The organism is Candidatus Limnocylindrales bacterium (assembly GCA_035571835.1).
Classification (GTDB): domain Bacteria; phylum Desulfobacterota; class Binatia; order UBA1149; family CAITLU01; genus DATNBU01.
The window spans coordinates 162490-182385 of the sequence record DATNBU010000027.1 but is presented as its reverse complement, the minus strand read 5'-3'; the positions used below and the strand labels follow the sequence as shown (position 1 = coordinate 182385).

At 64.0% G+C, this 19896-nt stretch carries 18 protein-coding genes; 10 read left to right on the top strand and 8 right to left on the bottom strand.

Annotated features, from left to right (window positions below; genetic code table 11):
• The first annotated feature begins 459 nt into the window (after positions 1 to 459).
• Positions 460 to 1860: an MFS transporter gene (locus tag VN634_11355; GenBank protein HXC51474.1), complete on the top strand. Its 1401-nt coding sequence runs from the start codon at positions 460 to 462 to the stop codon at positions 1858 to 1860.
• Here VN634_11355 and VN634_11350 read toward each other — a convergent pair.
• Positions 1821 to 2720 (bottom strand): LysR family transcriptional regulator, encoded by a 900-nt coding sequence (locus tag VN634_11350; protein ID HXC51473.1) that lies wholly within the window; start codon positions 2718 to 2720, stop codon positions 1821 to 1823. The two genes, VN634_11355 and VN634_11350, sit on opposite strands and share 40 nt — an antisense overlap.
• Before the next feature lie 110 nt (positions 2721 to 2830).
• Here VN634_11350 and VN634_11345 point away from each other — a divergent pair, with 110 nt between their 5' ends.
• The 3 genes from VN634_11345 (at position 2831) to VN634_11335 (ending at position 4939) form a co-directional block, all read left to right on the top strand.
• Positions 2831 to 3259: a hypothetical protein gene (locus VN634_11345; protein ID HXC51472.1), complete on the top strand. Its 429-nt coding sequence runs from the start codon at positions 2831 to 2833 to the stop codon at positions 3257 to 3259.
• Positions 3260 to 3272: 13 nt separating this feature from the next.
• A complete protein-coding gene (locus VN634_11340; protein HXC51471.1) occupies positions 3273 to 4175 on the top strand; it encodes a pirin family protein in 903 nt (300 codons plus the stop codon).
• 203 nt (positions 4176 to 4378) lie between these two features.
• The gene (locus VN634_11335; protein HXC51470.1) at positions 4379 to 4939 is read left to right on the top strand and encodes a hypothetical protein; all 561 of its coding nucleotides are present in this window, start codon (positions 4379 to 4381) and stop codon (positions 4937 to 4939) included.
• A gap of 38 nt (positions 4940 to 4977) precedes the next feature.
• Here the strand turns inward: VN634_11335 and VN634_11330 are convergent, their stop codons facing one another.
• Positions 4978 to 5487: a dihydrofolate reductase family protein gene (locus VN634_11330; GenBank protein ID HXC51469.1), complete on the bottom strand. Its 510-nt coding sequence runs from the start codon at positions 5485 to 5487 to the stop codon at positions 4978 to 4980.
• A gap of 275 nt (positions 5488 to 5762) precedes the next feature.
• On the opposite strand from VN634_11330, the gene VN634_11325 reads away from it, so the two are divergent.
• The gene (locus VN634_11325; GenBank protein ID HXC51468.1) at positions 5763 to 6497 is read left to right on the top strand and encodes a dienelactone hydrolase family protein; all 735 of its coding nucleotides are present in this window, start codon (positions 5763 to 5765) and stop codon (positions 6495 to 6497) included.
• Positions 6498 to 6516: 19 nt separating this feature from the next.
• Here VN634_11325 and VN634_11320 read toward each other — a convergent pair whose 3' ends face one another.
• Positions 6517 to 7197, bottom strand: coding sequence for a hypothetical protein (locus VN634_11320; GenBank protein HXC51467.1), 681 nt, complete (start codon positions 7195 to 7197; stop codon positions 6517 to 6519).
• A 374-nt stretch (positions 7198 to 7571) separates the two neighbouring features.
• Here VN634_11320 and VN634_11315 point away from each other — a divergent pair, with 374 nt between their 5' ends.
• Positions 7572 to 8357: an enoyl-CoA hydratase gene (locus tag VN634_11315; GenBank protein HXC51466.1), complete on the top strand. Its 786-nt coding sequence runs from the start codon at positions 7572 to 7574 to the stop codon at positions 8355 to 8357.
• Positions 8358 to 8546: 189 nt separating this feature from the next.
• Positions 8547 to 9680: an ATP-binding protein gene (locus tag VN634_11310; GenBank protein ID HXC51465.1), complete on the top strand. Its 1134-nt coding sequence runs from the start codon at positions 8547 to 8549 to the stop codon at positions 9678 to 9680.
• 99 nt (positions 9681 to 9779) lie between these two features.
• On the opposite strand, the gene VN634_11305 is transcribed toward VN634_11310, so the two are convergent.
• The 5 genes from VN634_11305 to VN634_11285 all read right to left on the bottom strand — a co-directional run bounded on the left by VN634_11305 (position 9780) and on the right by VN634_11285 (position 15909).
• The gene (locus VN634_11305) at positions 9780 to 10490 is read right to left on the bottom strand and encodes an SDR family NAD(P)-dependent oxidoreductase (GenBank protein ID HXC51464.1); all 711 of its coding nucleotides are present in this window, start codon (positions 10488 to 10490) and stop codon (positions 9780 to 9782) included.
• 60 nt (positions 10491 to 10550) lie between these two features.
• On the bottom strand, positions 10551 to 12452 hold the full coding sequence (locus VN634_11300; GenBank protein HXC51463.1) for an ATP-binding protein: 1902 nt from the start codon (positions 12450 to 12452) through the stop codon (positions 10551 to 10553).
• A gap of 99 nt (positions 12453 to 12551) precedes the next feature.
• Positions 12552 to 14705 (bottom strand): non-homologous end-joining DNA ligase, encoded by a 2154-nt coding sequence (gene ligD, locus VN634_11295; GenBank protein HXC51462.1) that lies wholly within the window; start codon positions 14703 to 14705, stop codon positions 12552 to 12554.
• Between the two features lie 160 nt (positions 14706 to 14865).
• Positions 14866 to 15327: a hypothetical protein gene (locus VN634_11290; protein ID HXC51461.1), complete on the bottom strand. Its 462-nt coding sequence runs from the start codon at positions 15325 to 15327 to the stop codon at positions 14866 to 14868.
• Between the two features lie 57 nt (positions 15328 to 15384).
• The gene (locus VN634_11285) at positions 15385 to 15909 is read right to left on the bottom strand and encodes a VOC family protein (GenBank protein HXC51460.1); all 525 of its coding nucleotides are present in this window, start codon (positions 15907 to 15909) and stop codon (positions 15385 to 15387) included.
• A 235-nt stretch (positions 15910 to 16144) separates the two neighbouring features.
• On the opposite strand from VN634_11285, the gene VN634_11280 reads away from it, so the two are divergent.
• The 3 genes from VN634_11280 (at position 16145) to VN634_11270 (ending at position 19869) form a co-directional block, all read left to right on the top strand.
• Positions 16145 to 17017, top strand: a complete 873-nt coding sequence (locus VN634_11280) for a ferritin-like domain-containing protein (protein HXC51459.1) — start codon at positions 16145 to 16147, stop codon at positions 17015 to 17017.
• A 21-nt stretch (positions 17018 to 17038) separates the two neighbouring features.
• Positions 17039 to 17383 (top strand): hypothetical protein, encoded by a 345-nt coding sequence (locus VN634_11275; protein HXC51458.1) that lies wholly within the window; start codon positions 17039 to 17041, stop codon positions 17381 to 17383.
• 158 nt (positions 17384 to 17541) lie between these two features.
• On the top strand, positions 17542 to 19869 hold the full coding sequence (locus VN634_11270) for a DUF11 domain-containing protein (protein HXC51457.1): 2328 nt from the start codon (positions 17542 to 17544) through the stop codon (positions 19867 to 19869).
• The last annotated feature ends 27 nt before the right edge of the window (positions 19870 to 19896 follow it).

Genomic DNA, 19896 nt, shown 5'->3' with positions numbered 1-19896 from the left:
CGAACGATAGGGCTTCGTAACTGTCGGCTCATTGTTCCCCTCCGTGCATGGAAGTTCGGGGCTGCGACCCTGTCATTCGGGAACGACTACGGCCAGAAGAAGTACGGAGATTCTTCCGTGGTAGCGCAGGCAATCGTCGCAGCCGCACGTTCGTCTGCGCAATTTTTGTTATCCACTTCACAGAGAAGGGTCGGCGCGGCATCGGCACGGACGCCGTCCGGCGAGACCAACCGGTCGAGCTCAGTGCCGAGAGCTGAGAGGAAATCGCTCGGGGACTCGAACCTGTGCAACGGCGTTCTTCACGGAAGGATCTCAGCGGCTCCGCATCGAGCGAACGGTCTCGTGGACCCATCGCAGAAACGCGAGTTCACGCCATAGCCGCCGGACGATTTCTCGCACATCGTCGCCTGCACTCGAATTTGCTTGTCACCGCGACGAACTCGAAACTGGCGCGTGCCGATGCTCCGCAGACGAGCCCAGGTCGCGCTCGCGGTCCTGTTCGCGATCAACCTGATGAACTTCGTCGACCGCCAGATCCTCGGAGCGGTCGGTGAAGACATCCGAAAACAGTGGCAGCTGAGCGACACCGCGCTCGGCACTCTCGGCACGGCATTTACGCTGATCTACGCGGTCGTCGGCCTCCCGTTCGGACGGCTGGCGGACAAGCTGCGACGCACGCACATCCTCGCCGGCGGAGTGTTCGCATGGAGCCTGCTCACTGCGGCTTCGGGCATCTGCACGAGCTTCACACAATTGTTCGTCGTGCGCCTTGGAGTAGGCCTCGGTGAGGCATCGTGCGCACCGGCGGCGGCGTCGCTGATCGGCGATCTGTTTCCAGCCCACGAACGTTCCCGGGCTCTTTCCATCTACATGCTCGGTCTCCCGCTCGGGATCGCCGCAAGCTTTCTTGCCGGCGGGTACATCGCGAAGACCTGGGGCTGGCAGGCAGCTTTCTTTCTCGCGTCCGCGCCGGGGGTCCTGTGCTCGATTGCAGCGCTTGCCCTGATCCACGAGCCCGCGCGCGGCGCTGCCGAAGCGCATGACATCGGTGAGGTCGTGCGCGCCGGCTCGCCGATCAGGCTGGTGCTGTCGATCCCGAGCATGTGGCCGATCGTGCTCTCGGGTGCGCTCCACAACTTCAACATGTACGCCATCGGTTCGTTCATCGCGCCGCTGCTGATCCGCTACCATCACGTGAATATCGCCGAGGCCGGCTACTATTCGATGTTCGTCTTCGGCCTTTCGGGCATTCCCGGATTGATCTTCGGCGGAATGCTCGCCGATCGGCTCACCAGACGGTGGCCGGGAGGGCGCATGACCCTTTCTGCGATGGCATTCCTCGTCGCGGCGCCGCTGACGTACGTCGCCATCGATGCGCCACCGTCGAGCCCGATGGGCTTCGCATTCCCGATGACCCTCGGCGTCGCGGCGATGTACGTTTACTACTCGACGACGTACTCGACGATCCAGGATCTGGTCGAGCCGTCGCTGCGCGGCATGGCGATGGCCACGTACTTCTTCGCCATGTATCTGCTCGGGGCTTCGCTCGGCCCCATCGTCATGGGCCGCCTGAGCGATCACTACATGCTGGCGGCAGCCGCAGCCGCGGGCGTTTCCGCGACCAGCGGCCCCGCGCTCGAAGCGTTCAAGGGCGACGGCCTGCGCCGCGCGATGTACGTGATTCCTGCGCTCAACCTTCTACTCACGGTGTGCATGCTGGCCGCGGCCCGTATGGTACCGCGCGACATCGAAGCAGTACGTCAATGGATGCGGGAATCGGCCGAACGCCGCGATCCGGCCGGATCGCATGCGTCGCCGCTTCAGACCCGCAGCAGCCTCGGAATGTCCTCCAGAAGCTGATCACGAAGAAGCGTCACGCGCTTCGGAATGAAGTGCGCCGACGGATGGATGAGATGGATCGGAACGCCCGCGGTCGTATGCATGGGCAGCACGCGCACGAGGTCGCTGTCGCCGGTCTGGCCGGAGCACATGAAAATCGGCAGCAGCGCGATCCCCTGCCCTTCGGCCGCTGCGTCGCGAACCATATGATGATCGTCGGCGGACAATGCACCGTGTACTTCGACCGATTCGGGACCGGATGGACCGACGAGCTCCCATACCGTCGGGCCGGCGCTGCGAAACAGGATGCATTCGTGCTCCGCGAGATCGGCGATCGAGCGAGGACGGGGCTTTCGTTCGAGATACGTCTTCGATGCGAACAGGCCCGCGTGCACGAAGCCCATGCGGCGAGCAACCAGACCGCTGTCGGCGAGCTTTCCGATGCGGATGGCAAGGTCGAATCCCTCGTGGACCATTTCGACCACGCGCTGCGTGAGTGACACGTCGATTCGCACCTCGGGATAGCTCTGCGCGAATCGCACGACCGTGTCCGCAAGCAGAGTGTGCCCGCTGTCGGCCGGTGCGGTGATGCGCACCGTTCCGCGCGGAACGTCCTTGAGCTCCGCGACGGCTTCACTCGCATCGTCGATGCCGGACAGCGCACGCGACACCGTCTCGTAGTATGTGCGGCCGGCGTCGGTCGCCTGCACTCGCCGGGTGGTTCGCTGGATCAGGCGGATGCCGAGCTCGCGCTCGAGGGCGGAGACCGCGCGGCTCACGGAGGATTTCGGCAGCCCGACGGCCCGGGCCGCCGCCGTGAAGCTTCCCGCGTCGACTACCCGCACGAAGAGCCGGACCTGGTTCAGATCGATTGTGCGCATATCGGCAACAGTCTGTTCGAATCTAGCGGTCTAGCCACCTTCCGGCAACGATCGTAGACTCCTCCTCATATCGGCCGCCAACCAACTCGTCGGCCGCAGGGAGAACATCAATGAACAAGGCAGCAACTTCCGCTCGCATGCTTCTGGGGCTCATCTTTACCGTCTTTGGTCTGAACGGTTTCCTGCACTTCCTGCCGCAGCCGCCGATGCCGGACGGTGCCGTCGCATTCTTCGGAGCGCTTTTCGCGACCGGCTACATGGTCCCGCTCATCTTCGCGACGCAGGTTGCCGGCGGCCTCCTTCTGCTTTTCGGCTTCGTGCCGCTCGGACTGGTCGTGCTGGCGCCGGTCATCGTGAACATCGTCTCGTTCCACGTCTTCCTGGCGCCCGAAGGCCTGGGGCTCGCGCTCGTCGTCGCTTCGCTCGAGCTGTTTCTCGCGTACGTGCACCGAGGTGCCTATCGGGCGCTGTTCACGACGGACAGCGCAGCGCCGGAGTCTGTTCCTGCTTCGCGGCCGTTGCCCGCACGCGCGCAATGACGGAGGTGATCACATGCAATCGAATACTCTCAAATCGAATCAGGCCGGCGACGTAGCCGATCGAAAAGTTACTTCCGTCGTCACGGCTCACCGGCAGCGCGAAGGCGCCGGCTTCATCGTGCGCCGGCCGTTCCCGGGGCTGGCGCTCCGGCATGCGGATCCGTTTCTGCTGCTCGACGAGATGGGGCCGGTCGATTACGCGCCCGGTAAAGCCGTCGGCGCGCCGGATCATCCGCATCGCGGATTCGAGACCGTCACCTACGTGCTCGACGGAGAGATGGAGCACGAGGACTCCGCCGGCCACCGCGGACGGATCGGCGCCGGCGACGTGCAATGGATGACTGCCGGACGCGGCATCGTGCATTCGGAGATGCCTTCGCGCGCTTTACGTGAGCGCGGCGGCCGGATGCACGGCTTCCAGCTGTGGGTCAATCTTCCGGCGCGCGACAAGATGATGGCGCCGCGATATCAGGAGGTCCCTCGCTCGACGATTCCCGAGGCGGCCACGCCGGACGGACGTGCACGGGTGCGCGTCATCGCCGGCGAAGCGCTCGGAGCATCGGCCGTCATCGAGACGCGCACGCCGATCATGTTCCTGCACTGGACGTTCGAGCCGGGCAGCGCCGCCGAAGCAGCGGTTCCTGCAGATCACGCGGCGTACGTGTACGTTTTCGAAGGCGCATTGCGGGTGGGCGATCGCATCGTAAACGACGGCGAGCTCGCCCTTCTCGGCGAAGGCGACATGGTCCGCATGTCCGCCGATGTCGCGGCGCAGGCACTGCTTCTGAGCGGAGCTCCGCTCGGCGAGCCGGTCGTGCAGTACGGGCCGTTCGTGATGAACACCGAGCGCGAGATCGCGCAGGCAATCGAGGACTATCGCGCGGGACGGCTCGGCCAGATTGCACGCGGCGCGTGATCGACGGCGAGCACGCGCCGCGGCCCGTCGCTATCGAATGCAAGCCATGCGCGGTCGCTCGCATTGCGTTTGCGTGTACGCCCCCCGCAGATGAGCCGTACCGGAATTTTGTCAACGCAACGATCTTGGCGAGCAGCGAGATTTACCGTATCTCCGATGCTGACGAGCCGTCCGTACGAACCACGACCGTCATGAGAGGCGCCATGAAGTCATCGCCGGTCATCGCATTCATCGCTTGCGGTATTATTGCATTTGCCGGTTCCGCTCTCGGAGCCGGCAAGCCTGCCGGGGCAATGTGCCACGTCAGCCGCAGCTGCCAGTCGCATCTATGTGTCCGCCTGCAACCGGCGGACAAGTTCGGCGTGTGCTGCGAGCCCGAAACGTGCGCGTCCCTCGGCGCCCAGTGCGGCATGATCGACAACGGCTGCGGCACGCAGATCAACTGCCGCGAGTGCGACCCCGGAAGTTTCTGCGATCAGAACACCTGCATGACGACCACCACCACTACGACCTCGACGTCCACGACGACAACTTCGACGTCGACGACCAGCACGACGCTGGGCTGCATCCCGGAATCTCAGAATTGCGACCCGGCGAGCCCCAACTGCTGCAACGGAGGCGAATGCATCACGATCGAGTCGGGATCTGTGTGCATCATGCCGTGCGTGCCCGCCGGCCAGTCGTGCGCCATCGGACAGTGCTGCAACGGTTTGGCCTGTATTTCCACGCCGAACGGCCCCATCTGTCAGAGCATCATCGGCTGACCACGGCGTGGACCTCGGACGGGCCGTCGAGTCTACGATCAAGCAGGAGCGTAGGTCAGCCGGATCACATCCTCGCCAACTCGCTCATTGCTCAGAAGCCGAAGCCGCGGGCGCGGTCCTGCGAAATACGGCTTGCCGTGACCCAGCGCGACAGGGTGCAGGTAGATTCGATACTCATCGATCAGGCCGAGCTCGCCGAGACTCTGCGCCAGGTGCGGACCGGCAACTTCGATCTCGCCGTCGCGTTCGGCCTTCAATCTGCGAATGGCACCCTCGAGATTCTCGTCGACAAGCGTAGCGTTGGGACCAACCGACTGGAGTGAGCGCGAGACGACCCATTTCGGCTGCTGTCGCCAGGCGGCCGCGAAGGCGCGCTCGTCCGCATCCCATTCCGGATGCTCGTCGTCCCAGTAACGCATCACCTCATACATCCGCCGACCGTACACGCTGCCCGCCTGCTGTCGAGCCTCCTCGATGAAGTAGCGAAACAGCGTCCGATCGGGCGCAAAGGCCGTATGGTCGACGTAGCCGTCGAGCGACTGGTTCATTCCGAACACGAGCCTGGCCATGCGGACTTCCTTCTCCGGCAGCGCGTATCCGCGCGGTATCGGATCGCGTTATGCCATCGGTGGTAAAATGCCATCGGCGCGTCTTCCCGAGCACGTCGCCGATGGTCAGTGCATCTGCGCAGTCAACGCGCGCCGTGGTGACCGCGATCGATCCTGGAGAGTTCGACCTGACGGCCGCCCTTCGCTACCGGTGCGTCGTCGCGGTTGGTCGTCAAGCAAGCACACAGGCGCACAGCCCCGGCGAAGGACATGAAATGATCGAGCAAACCGTCGAGATCCCGACTGCGGACGGCTCCTGCACCACTTTCATTGCACATCCGGACCGCGGTGGTCCGCACCCACCCATACTCTTCTACATGGATTCACCGGCGATCCGCGAGGAGTTGCGCGACATGGCGCGCCGTCTCGCTTCATCCGGATACTACGTCGTGCTGCCGAACATGTACTACCGTTCGGGAGTAATGGAGCTCGGACCGATCGATCGCACGCCGGACGGCCCGTGGCTGACGCGAATGTTTCAGCTCATGGGCTCAATCAACATCCCCCTGGTCATGGACGACACCGACGCATTGCTGGCATTCATCGACACGCAAGCGGCGGCGAAGAAAGGCAGGATCGGTACGCTCGGCTACTGCATGAGCGGACAGTACGCGCTCAGCGCCGCCGGAAGGTACCCGGATCGCGTTGCGGCAGCCGCGTCCATCTACGGAATCCTGCTCATGACCGATGCACCCGACAGCCCGCACCTTGCGGTCCGAAAGGCGAAGGGCGAAATCTACGTCGCGTGCGCAGAGCATGACCAGTGGGCGCCGCTGACGATGGTCCATGCGCTCGCTGCGGACTTCCGGGAGCACGGCGTTAACGGCGAAGTCGAGATCTATGCCGGCACCGAACACGGCTTCGCGTTCCCGCAACGCCCGATTTACGACAAGTCCTCGGCCGAGCGCCACTGGACGAGGTTGCTTGCGCTTTTTTCCCGGAACCTTTGACGCGAACCGATCCGCCGTCCTAAGCGATCCCGTACTGGTGTTTCCACAGCGCGGACTGCGCCTGGCGGTCCGAATTTCCGATGATCTCGGCCGGATTGTGCGAGACGTGACCGAGATTGATGAGGCTTCCGATGGCGAGCATGTCGCCGGATTCGCAGTACATGAGCATGTGCGGGTAGCTGACGAACTCGGCCACTGCGCACTCGAACGCGTGATGGGGGTCGATGAGCATGTCCGGATGCTCGAGCAGCGGCAGGCCCGTCTTCGTCGCAAGCTCCTTGTATCCGTTCCTGCCGGTCGTCTGTATGAAGCCGCGGCCGCGAAAGGTGTAACCATCTTCCGACGGCGCCGGTGCGTTGCCCATGCGACCGCCATACGCGAGCTCGCCGATCATTCTCTGGTTGGCAGGATGGTCGGCGGTGCGTCCGTACATCTGCGCCTGTCCGGGTGAGAAGTGCGTGCTCCACTGCCTGAGCAATGCGGCGGGTGCGTAGTTGAGCGACTCGACGAGCTCGGTGCCCTCGCCGCTTTCGTGGCTTAATTGCGCCATGAGATGTGCGACGTGAACGTCCTTCGATATGCCGTACCTGGTGAATGCATTGTCCTGCGTTGCAAGGATGCCATTCACCTGCGCCAGGACATTCGGATTGTTCGTATTCCAGCCGGTTGCCTTGAAGTCGTTCAGTGTGAGCAGCCGCAATGTAGTCACCTCCGATGATATCGCTAGCGCATCCTTCCTGCCGGCCGGATCCCATGGAAGTGCCGACGGACAAAAAACTCGGTTCACATGTAAGCGGAATCACCAAACCTGTGGCTGCGGCGAATGCGAAGTGTCTGCAGTCACATGGGAGAATGATTTTTATTCTACGGATGCGCGATTGCCGCTCACTGGCATCTCGTAAACGTGCTGCCGAGATGCTCGCATGAACTCCGCCGGCGGCGGCTTAGCCGTCCCGACGGGCTCGCTATACGGCGGACCGGCGCGGTGTTCATGCCGTGGCTCGAACGCAGCACTGGTGCTACCGTCGCAACATCGGTCTCATCGAATCCACTCCGGCTGGAAAGGAATCCGCAATGACATCAGACGCTGTAATCCTCGTCGACAAGGCCGACGGCCTCGCGCTCGTCACTCTGAATCGCCCTCATGCCATGAACGCGCTGTCACGGGAGTTGCGCGGAGCGATCGCGGAAACGTTTGCAGAGCTCGAAGCGGACCCGGACGTGCGCGTTGCGATCCTCACCGGTAAAGGCCGCGCGTTCTGCGCCGGACTGGATCTGAAAGAGCTCGGCGGCGGCACCGACTCGGTTCAGGGGACGGTCGAAACAGCCGATCCGGTTCGCTCGATTGGACAGTTTTCGGGTCCGGTCATCGCTGCGATCAATGGCGTCGCGATTACCGGAGGCTTCGAGCTCGCGATCGCTTGCGACGTGCTTGTGTGCTCCACCGAAGCCCGGTTCGCCGACACGCACGGGCGCGTCGGAATCCTCCCGGGATGGGGCCTGTCGCAGAAACTGTCGCGTACGATCGGCATCTACCGTGCAAAGGAGCTTTCGCTGACCGGCAACTTTCTGAGCGCCGCGCAGGCAGCAGACTGGGGTCTGGTAAACCGCGTCGTCGAGCCCGAGGATCTGCTTCCGGTTTGTCGCCGCCTCGCCGCAGACATGCTGTCTCTCGAGCCGGAATGCCTGGCTGCCTACAAACGCCTGATCGACGACGGCTACGCGCAGAGCTTCGCAGAGTCGCTGAGGACCGAAGCCCGCGTCTGCGCCGAGACCAATCGCAACGTACGCCCGGATCAGATCGAAGCCCGGCGAGAGGCCATCCGCCTGCGGGGAAAAGCGCAGACTGGAAACACCTGACCTCGCGCGGCGACGACGCCGCGCAACCGCACCTCTCAACCCGTATCCTTTTCGCGGCGCGCACTGCGCGGTGTGAGTTACTCCCTTCACGAGGGCCGTCGAACAAAGCCCCGGCCGACCGTTGCAATGCCGCTTACCGTCCCGGCGGCGTGGACGAACCGGGCCTGCGCAGCTATAACGCGGGCCTTCATGGCCGAAGAAGACCTCAAAGCACGCGTCGTCGAGCTCGAAGCGGAACTCTCGCGGCTGCGCGAGCTCGAAAGCGTCCCATACCGCGCCGTCGTCGAAGACATGTCCGAGCTGGTGGTGCGCTGGAAGCCCGACGGCACGAGGCTGTTCGTCAACGACGCGTACTGCCGGCTGTTCGGCGCCACGCGCGAGACACTGATCGGAAGCACCTTCTGGCCGCTCATCAGCGACGACGACCGGCGCGAGGTGCACGATCGCATCGCGGCGCTCAGTTATGAGAGCCCGGTTTCGACCGGGCAGCATCGCGCGATCGGCCCGGGTGGAACCGTGATCTGGATGGAATGGGTCGATCGAGCGATCTACGACCGCGAGCATCGGCTGGTCGAGTTGCAGTCGGTCGGACGCGATATCACCGCTCGCGTCCACCTCGAGGACCAGGCGCGACGGGTTGTTCGCGGCGATGCCGCCGCACGCGCGTCGGCTGCGATAGCGCACGACCTGCGCAGTCTCCTGCTGGTCATCGGAGGATTTGCTTCACTCGAGGTGAGGAAGCAGGACGACGTCGCGTCGCTCGAAACCGTGCGCACCGCCGTCAAAGCTGCTGACCGCCTGCTCACGCAGCTGAGCCAGGTCCGGCACGGCGTGACGGTCGAGCCGCAGCGAATCGATGTCAGCGAGCGCGTTTCGCAGCTACGCAGCCTGCTGCGGGAGATCATCGGCCGCGGCGTGCGGCTCGAGCTCAAACGTCCTGCTGAGCTCTGCGAGATCGTCTGCGATCCGACCCAGATCGACCAGATCCTGCTCAATCTCGCACGCAATGCGGTCGAGGCGATGCCGACGGGCGGAGCGCTCGTCATCGAGACCGACCTCGTGTCGGACCCCGGCGTGACCATGCAGCATGAAGACGGAAGTGTCGTGCGCCATGTGCATCTGCGCGTCACGGATACGGGCACCGGCATCAGCGACGCGATCCTGACACGCATCTTCGACGTCGGAATCTCGACCAAGCCGGGTGGTCACGGGCTCGGGCTCGCCACGGTCAAGGCGATCGTCGAGAGCCACGGCGGCAGCATCCGCGTACGGTCCGGCGGGCACGGAACGACGTTCGACATCGCGTTTCCGGCTGCCGATTGACAGGGCGTCGCTCCGTCACCACTCACGACGAGCGTCGGCGTTCCGAGATCTCGAACGACATCAGTTCATCGTTACGTCTGGTGAATTCCCTTCCATGCGTCACCAGCTCTCGCCGAACGGCCGCACCTCGACGTGGAACGACCAGCATGACCGGTCCTGGTGCGCGACGTGCCACACCTCCTCGGCGATCGCGGACGGCTGCGCGAAGAACGGATCCCCCTCGGGCTTCGACAGCATTGCGCGCGTCCACTCGACGTCGATCACTGCATCGATGACGACGTAGGCCACGTGCACTCCTTTCGGGCCGAGGTCGCGCGCCATCGTTTCGGCCAGGATCCGCTGCGCCGCCTTGGTCGGTGCAAAGCCGGCGAACTTCTGCCGCCCTCGCAGCGCCGACGTATTTCCGGTCACGATGATGGCGCCTTCGCCTGCCTCGATCATCGCCGGCGCGGTCCTTCTTGCAAGATGGAGAAGCGCCATCGTATTGACCTGAAAGTTCTGGTTCAGAACGTCCGGCTCGATCTCGAGAAACGTTCCGAAGGCACCGCCGACGGCATTGTGAACGAGCACCTTCGGAGCACCGAGCTCGCTCGCAACCTGTTGCAGCGTGGCTTCGACCTGTGCTTCGTCCGTCACGTCGCATGCGTATCCACGCGCATTGTCGATCTCGTGCTCGAGCGCGACGAGCCGCTCCTTGTTGCGCGCGAGCATTGCGACGGCGTAGCCGCCGCGTGCGAAGCGGCGCGCGATCGCCGCTCCTGTTCCGGGTCCGACGCCACTGACCAGCGCTACGGGGAGGGCTTGTGTCATGAGGATTCCTTCGAGGGTTGCGCGCCGCGCTTCGTCGCGCAGACGCGGCTCGGCAGACGGTTACCCCGGCGGCGTGCACGGCGCCACTGCCAGCGACGCGATCATCCTGGTCAGCTCCGCAAACTGCACCGGCTTGACCAGGTGATGATCAAACCCTGCTTCTTTCGACCGGAGGCGATCTTCCTCCTGCCCCCAGCCGGTGAGCGCGACGACGATCATCGTCCTGCCCCAGGCCTGCTCGCGAATCCGGCGGCACACCTCGAGCCCGTTCATGCGCGGAAGCCCGATATCGAGGAGCACGAGCTCCGGCCGGATCTGCTCGGCAAGCTCGATGGCCCTCGGCCCGTCGTGCGCGGTGCTCGAATCGTGCCCCTGCAGCCTGAGCAGCATCGACAACGATTCCGCGCTGTCCTCGTTGTCGTCGACGACGAGAATGCGCCAGACCGGCGACGTGTGCCCCGGCTGTGACGGCACACGCTCGCGGCCCGATTGGTGCTCGACCATCAGCGGAAGCCGTACGACGACCTCGGTTCCACGCCCGCGACCTTCGCTATGCACCTCGATGGTGCCGCCGTGCATCTCGACGAGCTCTTTCGCAAGCGTAAGACCGATGCCGAGCCCGCCTTGAGCACGCTCGCGGGTCTGGTCGACCTGCGTGAACATCTCGAAGACGCGAGGCAACATGTCGGGCGGAATTCCGATGCCGGTATCCTTGATGGCGACGACGAGCTCGCCGTCGTGAGGCTCCGCGACGAGCTCGATCCGGCCACCGCGCTCCGTGTACTTGCACGCGTTGTGGATCAGATTGCCGAGTACCTGCGAAAGGCGCACCGCGTCCGCCTGCAAGTGGAGCGGCTCGGCCGGCAGCGATACGCGGATCTCGTGCCGCATGTTCTCCGCCAGCGGCCGGCAAAGATCGACGGCCTGCTGAACGATTCCGGCAAGCTCGACACGCTCACGCCGGAGCTCGATCTTGCCGCGGCTGATCCTGGCCACGTCGAGCAGATCGTCGACCAGGTGCACCATCTGGTCGACCTGTCGCTCCATGGTTGCAACGGCCTGTTCGACGACAGGCTTGTCATCGCCCGCAAGCCGCATGATCTGCAGCGAGTTGCGGATGGGCGCAAGCGGATTGCGTAGCTCGTGCGCGAGCGTGGCCAGGAATTCGTCCTTGCGCCGGTCGGCCGCCTGCAGATTGGCCCGCGATTCGGCGAGCTCGCGGTCGGCGCGCCTTTTTTCGGCGACGTCGCGGAAGATCAGCACGCAGCCGACCACCCGGCCGCTGCGGTCGCGGATCGGCGCGGCGCTGTCATCGATCGGGATCGAACGGCCATCTTTCGACAGCAGCACAGTATGGTTTGCGAGTCCCATGATTGCGCCTTCGCGCAGCGCGCTCGTCGCCGGGTTGTCGATCCTCTGCTGCGTGTGCTCGTTGATGACGGCGAACACGTCTTCGAGCGGCTGAGCCGCGGCGTCCGCCTGCGTCCAGCCGGTAAGTGCCTCGGCCACACCGTTGAGGTAGATGACGCGCGCATCGGCGTCCGTCGTGATCACGCCGTCGCCAATGCTTGCCAGCGTCGTGCTGAGCCGCTCGTGCTCGGCGTGCATGACTCGCTGTGCGTTGCGCGTGGCTTCCGCAAGGATGATCAGTACCGAGCAGGTCACGGCGTACACGCCGAATCCCACTAGCTGCTGCTGCACCGGCGTCGCCTGGGCGAGCGGCGTGAACAGCAGCCCGCAAGCAATGAAGCCGAACACCGCCGACAGCAACGCCGGCAGCCACCCGCCGTAGTAGGCCGCCGCTGCAACGGCAGAGAAGGTCGTCACGAATGGAAACTGGCCAGGGAGCCAGGGATCGAGCAGCCAGCGCATGACGACGATCGCCGTCGTCGCAACCGCCGCGATCAGCAGCGCGGTCGGTACACCGTTGGAGCTTTTGAGGGTCTGCCCGAAAGCCGTCATCCGGCTCCTCCCGGCTGGACCTTATCGCCAGGGAACGCGCGTGCGAAACGGAGTCGAGCCGGACTCGGATGGCTCGACCGGCCGCGGCCGGATCCACGCTCATCGACTGCGCGATCGTCGCGCCGTCGTCGCGACTTCACGCACCACGTCGCGCGCATCCTTGTCGTCGCGGAGCCCCGCGAAGCGTGCGTGGCGAAGGTGGCCGCCGCGCGTCCACTCGGTGAACTGGATCTGTGCGACGAGGTCCGGACGAAGCCAGCGGCAGCGTTTCATCACATCGCTGGTGAGGGCTTCCCCCCGGCGCGCGCTCTTCGGCTCCGGCAGGTTCGCAAACGGACACTCCGAAGTTTCGCGACGCGCGAACTGGCGTGAGACTTTCCGGCGCAGCTCGGGCACGAACCCGTTGCGGATCTTGCCGTCGAAGACGAGCTTTCGATCTTCGAAATGGCCGACGAGCAGCGACTCGAAACCGTCCGGGCCCGGAATATAGCCGCCGACGACGAGCTCCTGGCTCTGGCTCGTCTTGTGCTTCACCCACGCTCCCGACCGCCGGCCGGATTCGTAGGTACTCGCCTTCTGCTTGGCGACGAATGCGATCGATGCAGCAGGAAGCGAGTCCAGCTGCATCGCCGGAGCGCCGCCCTTCCTCCTGCGTCGATTGCCATTGACGGATCGCGAAGGCTTCGCGGCGACGCTGCTGATGTCACTCGAGCGATTGCTCTGCCAGACGGCATCCGCGGCGGAGGCAATCTCACGCATCGACCGGCCGGTCAGCACCGACTCGTCGTCGGAGCTGGCGCTTACCGGCGAGGCGGACGGACCACTGCGAATCAGCCGCCACGTCTGGCGGTCGTCCGCGTCCGACTTGAGCGTCCACTCGCCCTTCAGCTTGTGCCCGTCGAGATGGATGCGGAGAAATCCCCGGTAGTAATTCCCTTCGATGAGGTCGTAAGTCCCGATGTCCCATACCATCACCGTGCCGCCGCCGTACTGGCCTTTCGGGATGATGCCTTCGAAGTCGAAATACTCGAGTGGATGATCTTCGGTTGCGCGCGCGAGCCGCGCTTCGTCTTTCGTACAGGACGGTCCCTTCGGCACGGCCCACGACTTGAGCGCTCCGTGCATCTCCAGGCGGAAGTCGTAGTGCAGATGACTGGCGGCGTGTTTCTGCACGACGAACCGGCGGCGGCTTCCCTGCCGGCTTCCACGCGGGAGTGCGCGATCGTGCGAGGAGTCGCCGGACGGCTCGCTCGTCTTCGAGAAGTCGCGCATGGAGCGGTACTTCTCGAGCGACGATGCGCGGCGCGGGGTCGGTGCGCGGCGCTCCGCGAACGCCTGCATGATCTCCTGGGGAAGCTCCTGCGTCTTTTCGAGCACCGGCGCGAACAGGTCGCCGGTCGACGCCAGACGCTCGAGCGCGGCTTCCGGAGAAAATACGAGCCCAGCCACGTCGCGCGACTTTTCCGCAGCGACCAGTTCGTCCCACCGCACGGGCATCGACACGTAAGGCGAATGGCTCTTCGCGCGCAGTGAATACACGCCGACGGTCGTCTTGTAGTCGGTGTTCTGGCTCCAGTCGATGAACACCTTGTTCGTGCGCAGCGACTTCGACATCTCCGCGACGACCAGCTTCGGCATGCGCTCGTGCAGCAGTCTCGCTACCGCTCTCGCGAACGAACCCGTGACTGCGTACGAAACGCTGCGGTTGAGCGGGACGTAGACCTGGAGCCCCTTGGAGCCCGACACTTTCGCGAACGATTCGAGCCCGAGCGTGGCGAGCAGCTCGCGGAGCTCGAGCGCTACTCGCGCACACGCGAGCATGTCGGCGCCTTCGCCCGGGTCGAGGTCGAACACCACGTGCGTCGGATTTTCGAGGTTCCCGGCGCAGTGGAGAAACGGATGGATCTCGAGGCACGCGAGGTTTGCGATCCAGACGAGCGTCGCAAGGTCGTCGATGACGATGTAGCGGATCGGCGACCCGCCGCCGCGACGCGGGACCGGAACGACCCGGACCCATTGCGGCGTGAATCCCGGTGCGTCCTTTTCATAGAACGCCTCACCGGTGACGCCGTCTGGAAACCGCTTGAGCGTTACCGGTCGGCCTTTCAGATGCGGAAGAATCCAGTCGGCTATCCGGATGTAGAAGTCGATGACCTCCCCTTTGCGGAACCTGCCGCCGGGGTAGAGGACCTTGTCGAGGTTCGACAGTGCGATGCGGCGGCCGCCGACATCCAGCTCGTCGGTCTTCTTCATGTCGCGCTTGGACCGTCGTCATGCGGCACAACATTCGATCGCAGACGAGGGTATCGAACGGATTGCCACTGTCCCGGGGGATGCCGCGAATTTCCTGGCGGCGACGCGATCGGCGCCTCTACCCCGAAACCTCGCACGCGGAGCATCCGTTCGTGCGGCACTAAGCAGACATTCTTCGCGCGCTCGCCGTGACTCTGGAATCGGCGGGTCGATCATTGCCGGATGTTCGGCGGGTGGCCGGCGGCAGCCACTCGTGAAGTCGGCGCGCCGGTTCGGGACCCATCGCGCCGTCGAGGATCGCTGCCGGAACCGCAAGCGCGAGTCCCACAACGATCAGGCTCCAGAACGCCACGATCACGCCCGTCTCGTGATTTCGAAGCGCGCGAACAAGCGGGGAGTCGGCGTTGCCGGCCGCAACATGAGCCGAGAGCACGAGCTTGACCATGAGCGCGACTGCGCTCAGGCCGAACACGACGAACAAGGTAAACAGAATTGCGATCCCGACCAGCTGAGGACGGCCGCTTTCCAGCGAGATGCCGATCAGAGCCGTGATCGGACCCATAGCGATCATCGCAACGAGCGATGTCGCGCAGACGATCGCGAATGTCCTGATACCCGGCATGCCTGTTACCCGACGACGGGCCTCCTGCGAACGGACCGCAACGAACTTCTCGTCGCTTCACATCGGCCGGACCGGCTGCGAGCCGTCCCAGTCAATCGACATCTGCCGCACGAGGTCGAAGAACGCACCCTTGGGTCCGCTGATGTCGGACAGCTCGACGACGGTGCCCGGATGAAGCTGCGTGTCGAAGTACGCAAAGCGACCGAGCTCGCCGCCGATCTGGCCTTCGTGCCCGACCTTGTAACCGAGAGATAACGCGCGGTCGTAAAGCGCCTGATAGTCTTTCGTCCAGTACGCGACGTGCTGAAGCCCTTCGCGGCCGGAGTCGAGGAATTCCCTGTACATCGACGGCGCGTCGTTTCTCTGCTGGATGAGCTCGATCTGAAGGTCGCCGGAGTTGGCGAGCGCGATACTCATCTCGACGTCCGACGGCCGGCCGTGATGCCGGAAATAGTCGACCTTCACCCGATCGAAATAGAACCAGGGACCGACGCCCATCACGTTGACCCAGTGGTCCATGGCGCCACGGATGTCCCGCACCACGTAACCGTTCTGACGGATTGCACCAAAAATACGGCTCATCGTGGTCTTCTCCTGGAAGAGGGTGCCGCGCCGGCACAACCGTTCAGCCTCGGGGCGCCGACTCCAATCGATTTCGCGAACCTGCAAACCCGCCCCGAATCCTTTCGCACTGGCGGGAACGACGCCCGGGCGCCGCCCCGCATCCACCGCGCAAATCGCAGCGGAATGACCTTTGCAAATCACCGGCAGATGTCGCCGATCGCCGGCGGCCCAACCGTATGCCGGGAGCCTTCCAATGAGCGATTTTCTGAGCGGCTACTCCATCCAGCGATGGCTCGAGTCCTGTCCCCAGGGCTACCTCGAGGACACGGTGTTCGGTCATCCGGACGGCGAGACCGAGCCGGAGTTCCTGCTCGAAAACGACGTGCTGCGCGAAGACGCGATCCGCAGCACCGTACAGCTCGTCGTCGGCGAGCGCTGCGCCCTTGCCGCGTCGTCCGGCCTGATCAACGCGGCGCCCGACGAAGCGAGCAAGCGTTTCCTGGCCACCCAGACCCTCGACGAAGCCCGCCATGTCGAGGTCTTCACGCAGCGGCTCTATGACCTCGGCGTAAAAAGAGCCGATCTCGAATCGACGATCCTGCACTTCGCCAATCCGAACCTCATCAAATTCGCCGAAGTGCTTCTCGACAAGGTCCATCGCCGGGATTTCATCGCCGGCGTCGTCGGCCAGAACATCGTCCTCGAGGGCATGGCCTTCAGCGTGTTCGAGATGATGCAGGCCATGAACAAGGAAATGAATCCCAAGTTCGCGCACGTTCTTACCGGGACGATCGCCGACGAGCGCCGTCACGTCGGCTTCGGCGAGAACCGCATCGGATCGCTGCTCAAGCAGCACCCCGAAAAGAAGCGCGAAATCGAAAACATGCAGCGCGACATGTCGTGGTACATGCTCGCGACCTTTGCCGACGCGTTCCGCGGCAACCGCACGGCCGAGGAGCTCGACCGCATCGGCCGCGAGCGAAGCCATTCGTCGTACCAGGGCGCGGACCTCGGCGTCATGTCGCCGGAACAGATGGAAGGCCTGCTCGCCGATACGGTGCTCGGTGAGTTCAAGACGCGGCTCGCGCGCATCGGTCTCGACTACCAGTCGCCGCCGCGCCCGTAAGCGTAAAGAGGGAGAAGAGCCATGGAACCGAATCCGAGCCTGGCAACCCAGGAGCGCGCGTTCACGCTCCTGTGCGGCGGCGAGCCGCTGCTGACGCTCGTCCATGAAGGCGAACGGCGCCGCTATGTCCTCGAAGACACGGGCTTTAACGAAGTGCCGAAGAAGATGCGCCGTTTCTATCGAAAGTGGGGCGGCCAAACAGACGTGCTCGCGCCGAACGAAGTCCTCTGCCCTGTCTGCAAAGTGGTGATTCGATCTACCCAGGAGCTGCAGCCGGGCGACCGCGTGTTCTGTCTTCCGTGCATGACCAAGCTGACCGTCGTGGTTGGAAAAAGCGGCAAGCTGGAGGCGACGTCGCGGTTCTGAATACGGCGGAAGACGTTCCCGAAATTCGGTTCGGTCCGTGGTCATACCCGATCGCGTCGTACGTGACGGCACGACGCCCGAAATTATTGACTCGCGTGATTCGGGCATCTAAACGGCTCCCGTTGGCGGGAATTTTCTTTAACCCAACGGAGACTCCAATGATGAACACGCGACGCTTCTCACAAATGGCCGTGGCCGCAGTCGCCATCCTTTCCACTTTCGCATTCAGCGGACGGGCGCATGCAGCCGTCGGGACGCTTTATGGGGTCACCGGCGCCGGACCGGCGGCGCAGGGATCCTGCGGCGGGACACTATCCGCCCTGTACACGCTCGACCCGACCACAGGCGCAGCGACGCTCGTCGGTCCCGTCATGATTGGAGGCACGCAGGCACGGCACATCACGGGTCTTGCCGTGCATCCGTCCACCGGTGTGATGTACGCGGTGATGAACGGAGTCGATACGGCATGCTCGGACGAAGGCGACGCAACGCTGCTGACGATCGACCCGGCTACAGGGGCAGCAACCGTCGTGGGCACGCAGGGCAGCATCAGCGGCCAGTTCCCCGACATCACGTTCGATCCGTTTGGAACGCTGTATGCCTGGAACGAATTCGACGGCGACAGCCTGTGGATCATCGACACGACAACCGGCACGGGTACGCGCGTGGACTTCGGAGATCTCAGCACGTTCCGGACCGGCCTCGCGTCCGACTCGAAAGGTCATCTGTATCTGAAGATGACGAACGAGCTTTACCGCATCAATCAGTACACCGCGAAATCCTTCGGCTTCGTCGATATCCTGGAGGATCTGAAAAACTTCCTCGCGTTCGACCAGAACGACGTGATGTTCTCGGGTGACCGCAACTCGCAGGGCTTCTTTCTGTACACAATCGACCCGACGAGCGGCCAGGCGACCTTCATCGGATCGAACACCGTCCCCAACATGGGCGCGATCACGTTCGATCGCGGCGTCCTGACTCCGCCGCCGGTATCCGACCTCAGCCTGAGCAAGGACGTCGATGTTCCGAACCCGGTCATCGGCACCGACGTCGTCTTCACGCTCACGGTGACGAACGACGGCCCCGATGCGGCGGACAACGTGACCGTCTCCGATCTTCTACCGGCCGGCTACTCCTACGTTTCGAGCAGCGGCGACGGCACTTACGACGACGGCACGGGCGTCTGGACGATCGGAACGATCGCCAGCGGGGGCGCGTTTGCGACGATCGACATTACGGCAACCGTCCTCAACGCGCCCGGTCAGTACACGAACGTTGCCGAAGTCGCCACGTCGGATTCCTACGATCCCGATTCCGTGCCGGGCTCGGGCGACGAGGCCGGTGACACCTACGCCGCACTCACGCCCGACGTACTCGTTCCCAAGCTCTTTTCGCTCGATCGCGACACGAACCGGCTCTGGGTGGTCGATCCCACGTTCTTCCTGATCGACATGGCCATGAGCATAACCCTCGACGGGTACGATCTGACCGGCGGCAACGGCCTCACCGTGCAGCCGGAGACCGGGACGATGTTCGCAGGGCTCGATTCTTCGCAGGGCCGTCTGCTCGCGACGATCGACCCGGCGACGGGCGAGGCGACGCTCATCGGCAGCTTCGGTGACTACCGCGTCTCCTCGATCACGTTCGGCGCCGACCAGGACACGCTTTACGCCAGAACCGGCAACAGCGGCCCCAACTTCCGCACGCTGTTCACCGTCGATCCGACCGACGCCACGATGACCGCCGTATGCACGCTGCCCGAGGGTTTCGGTGGCGCGATGACGTTCTCAGGCGGGCTCATCTACATGACGACGGAGATCTGCCCGAACGACTGCTTTATCCAGGTACAGATCATCGATCCGTCCCAGTTCCCGGGAAGCGCGAGCGATCCGTGCGGCGGCACGACCGTCGACACGTCGATTCTGTACAGGGAACCAACGGGCGTGGCAGTGGAATCCGACGTCGGCGGCACGATCACGCTGCTCGTTGCATCCTTCGGTGAGTTGTATCGCGTGACCATCCCGGGCGCAGGCAGCCCGTCCGATTCGTCGTTCCTCGGTTCGATGTCGCACCAGTCGAGAGGACTCGCATTCTCGACCGCCGACGTGACACTGGCCAGCCTGTCCGCGTCGAAAACCGCGACGAAGATGCGCGTCAAGGGAAAGAAGCTGATCGACTACACGATCGGCGGTGGGAACAGCGGACCGTCCTCGCTGAGCAACGTCGAGCTCACCGACAACCTGCCGCCCGGAACGACGTTCGTTTCAGCGGATTCCGGCTGCGATTTGTTCGGCGGGACGGTCGTGTGCTCGATCGGCCAGCTCGATCCGGGCGTGACGCAGTTCTTCACGTTCACGGTCCAGCTGACGTGCAAGAAATGCTCTTCCGTCACCAACAACGTATCCGTCAGCGCCGACGGCATGTTCTACGATTACCCGTACGACAACGTCGCTTCGAGTACGTTGTCGGTCAAGGGCAAGTTCTGACGACCACCAGCGCGAGTGCTGGGCGGC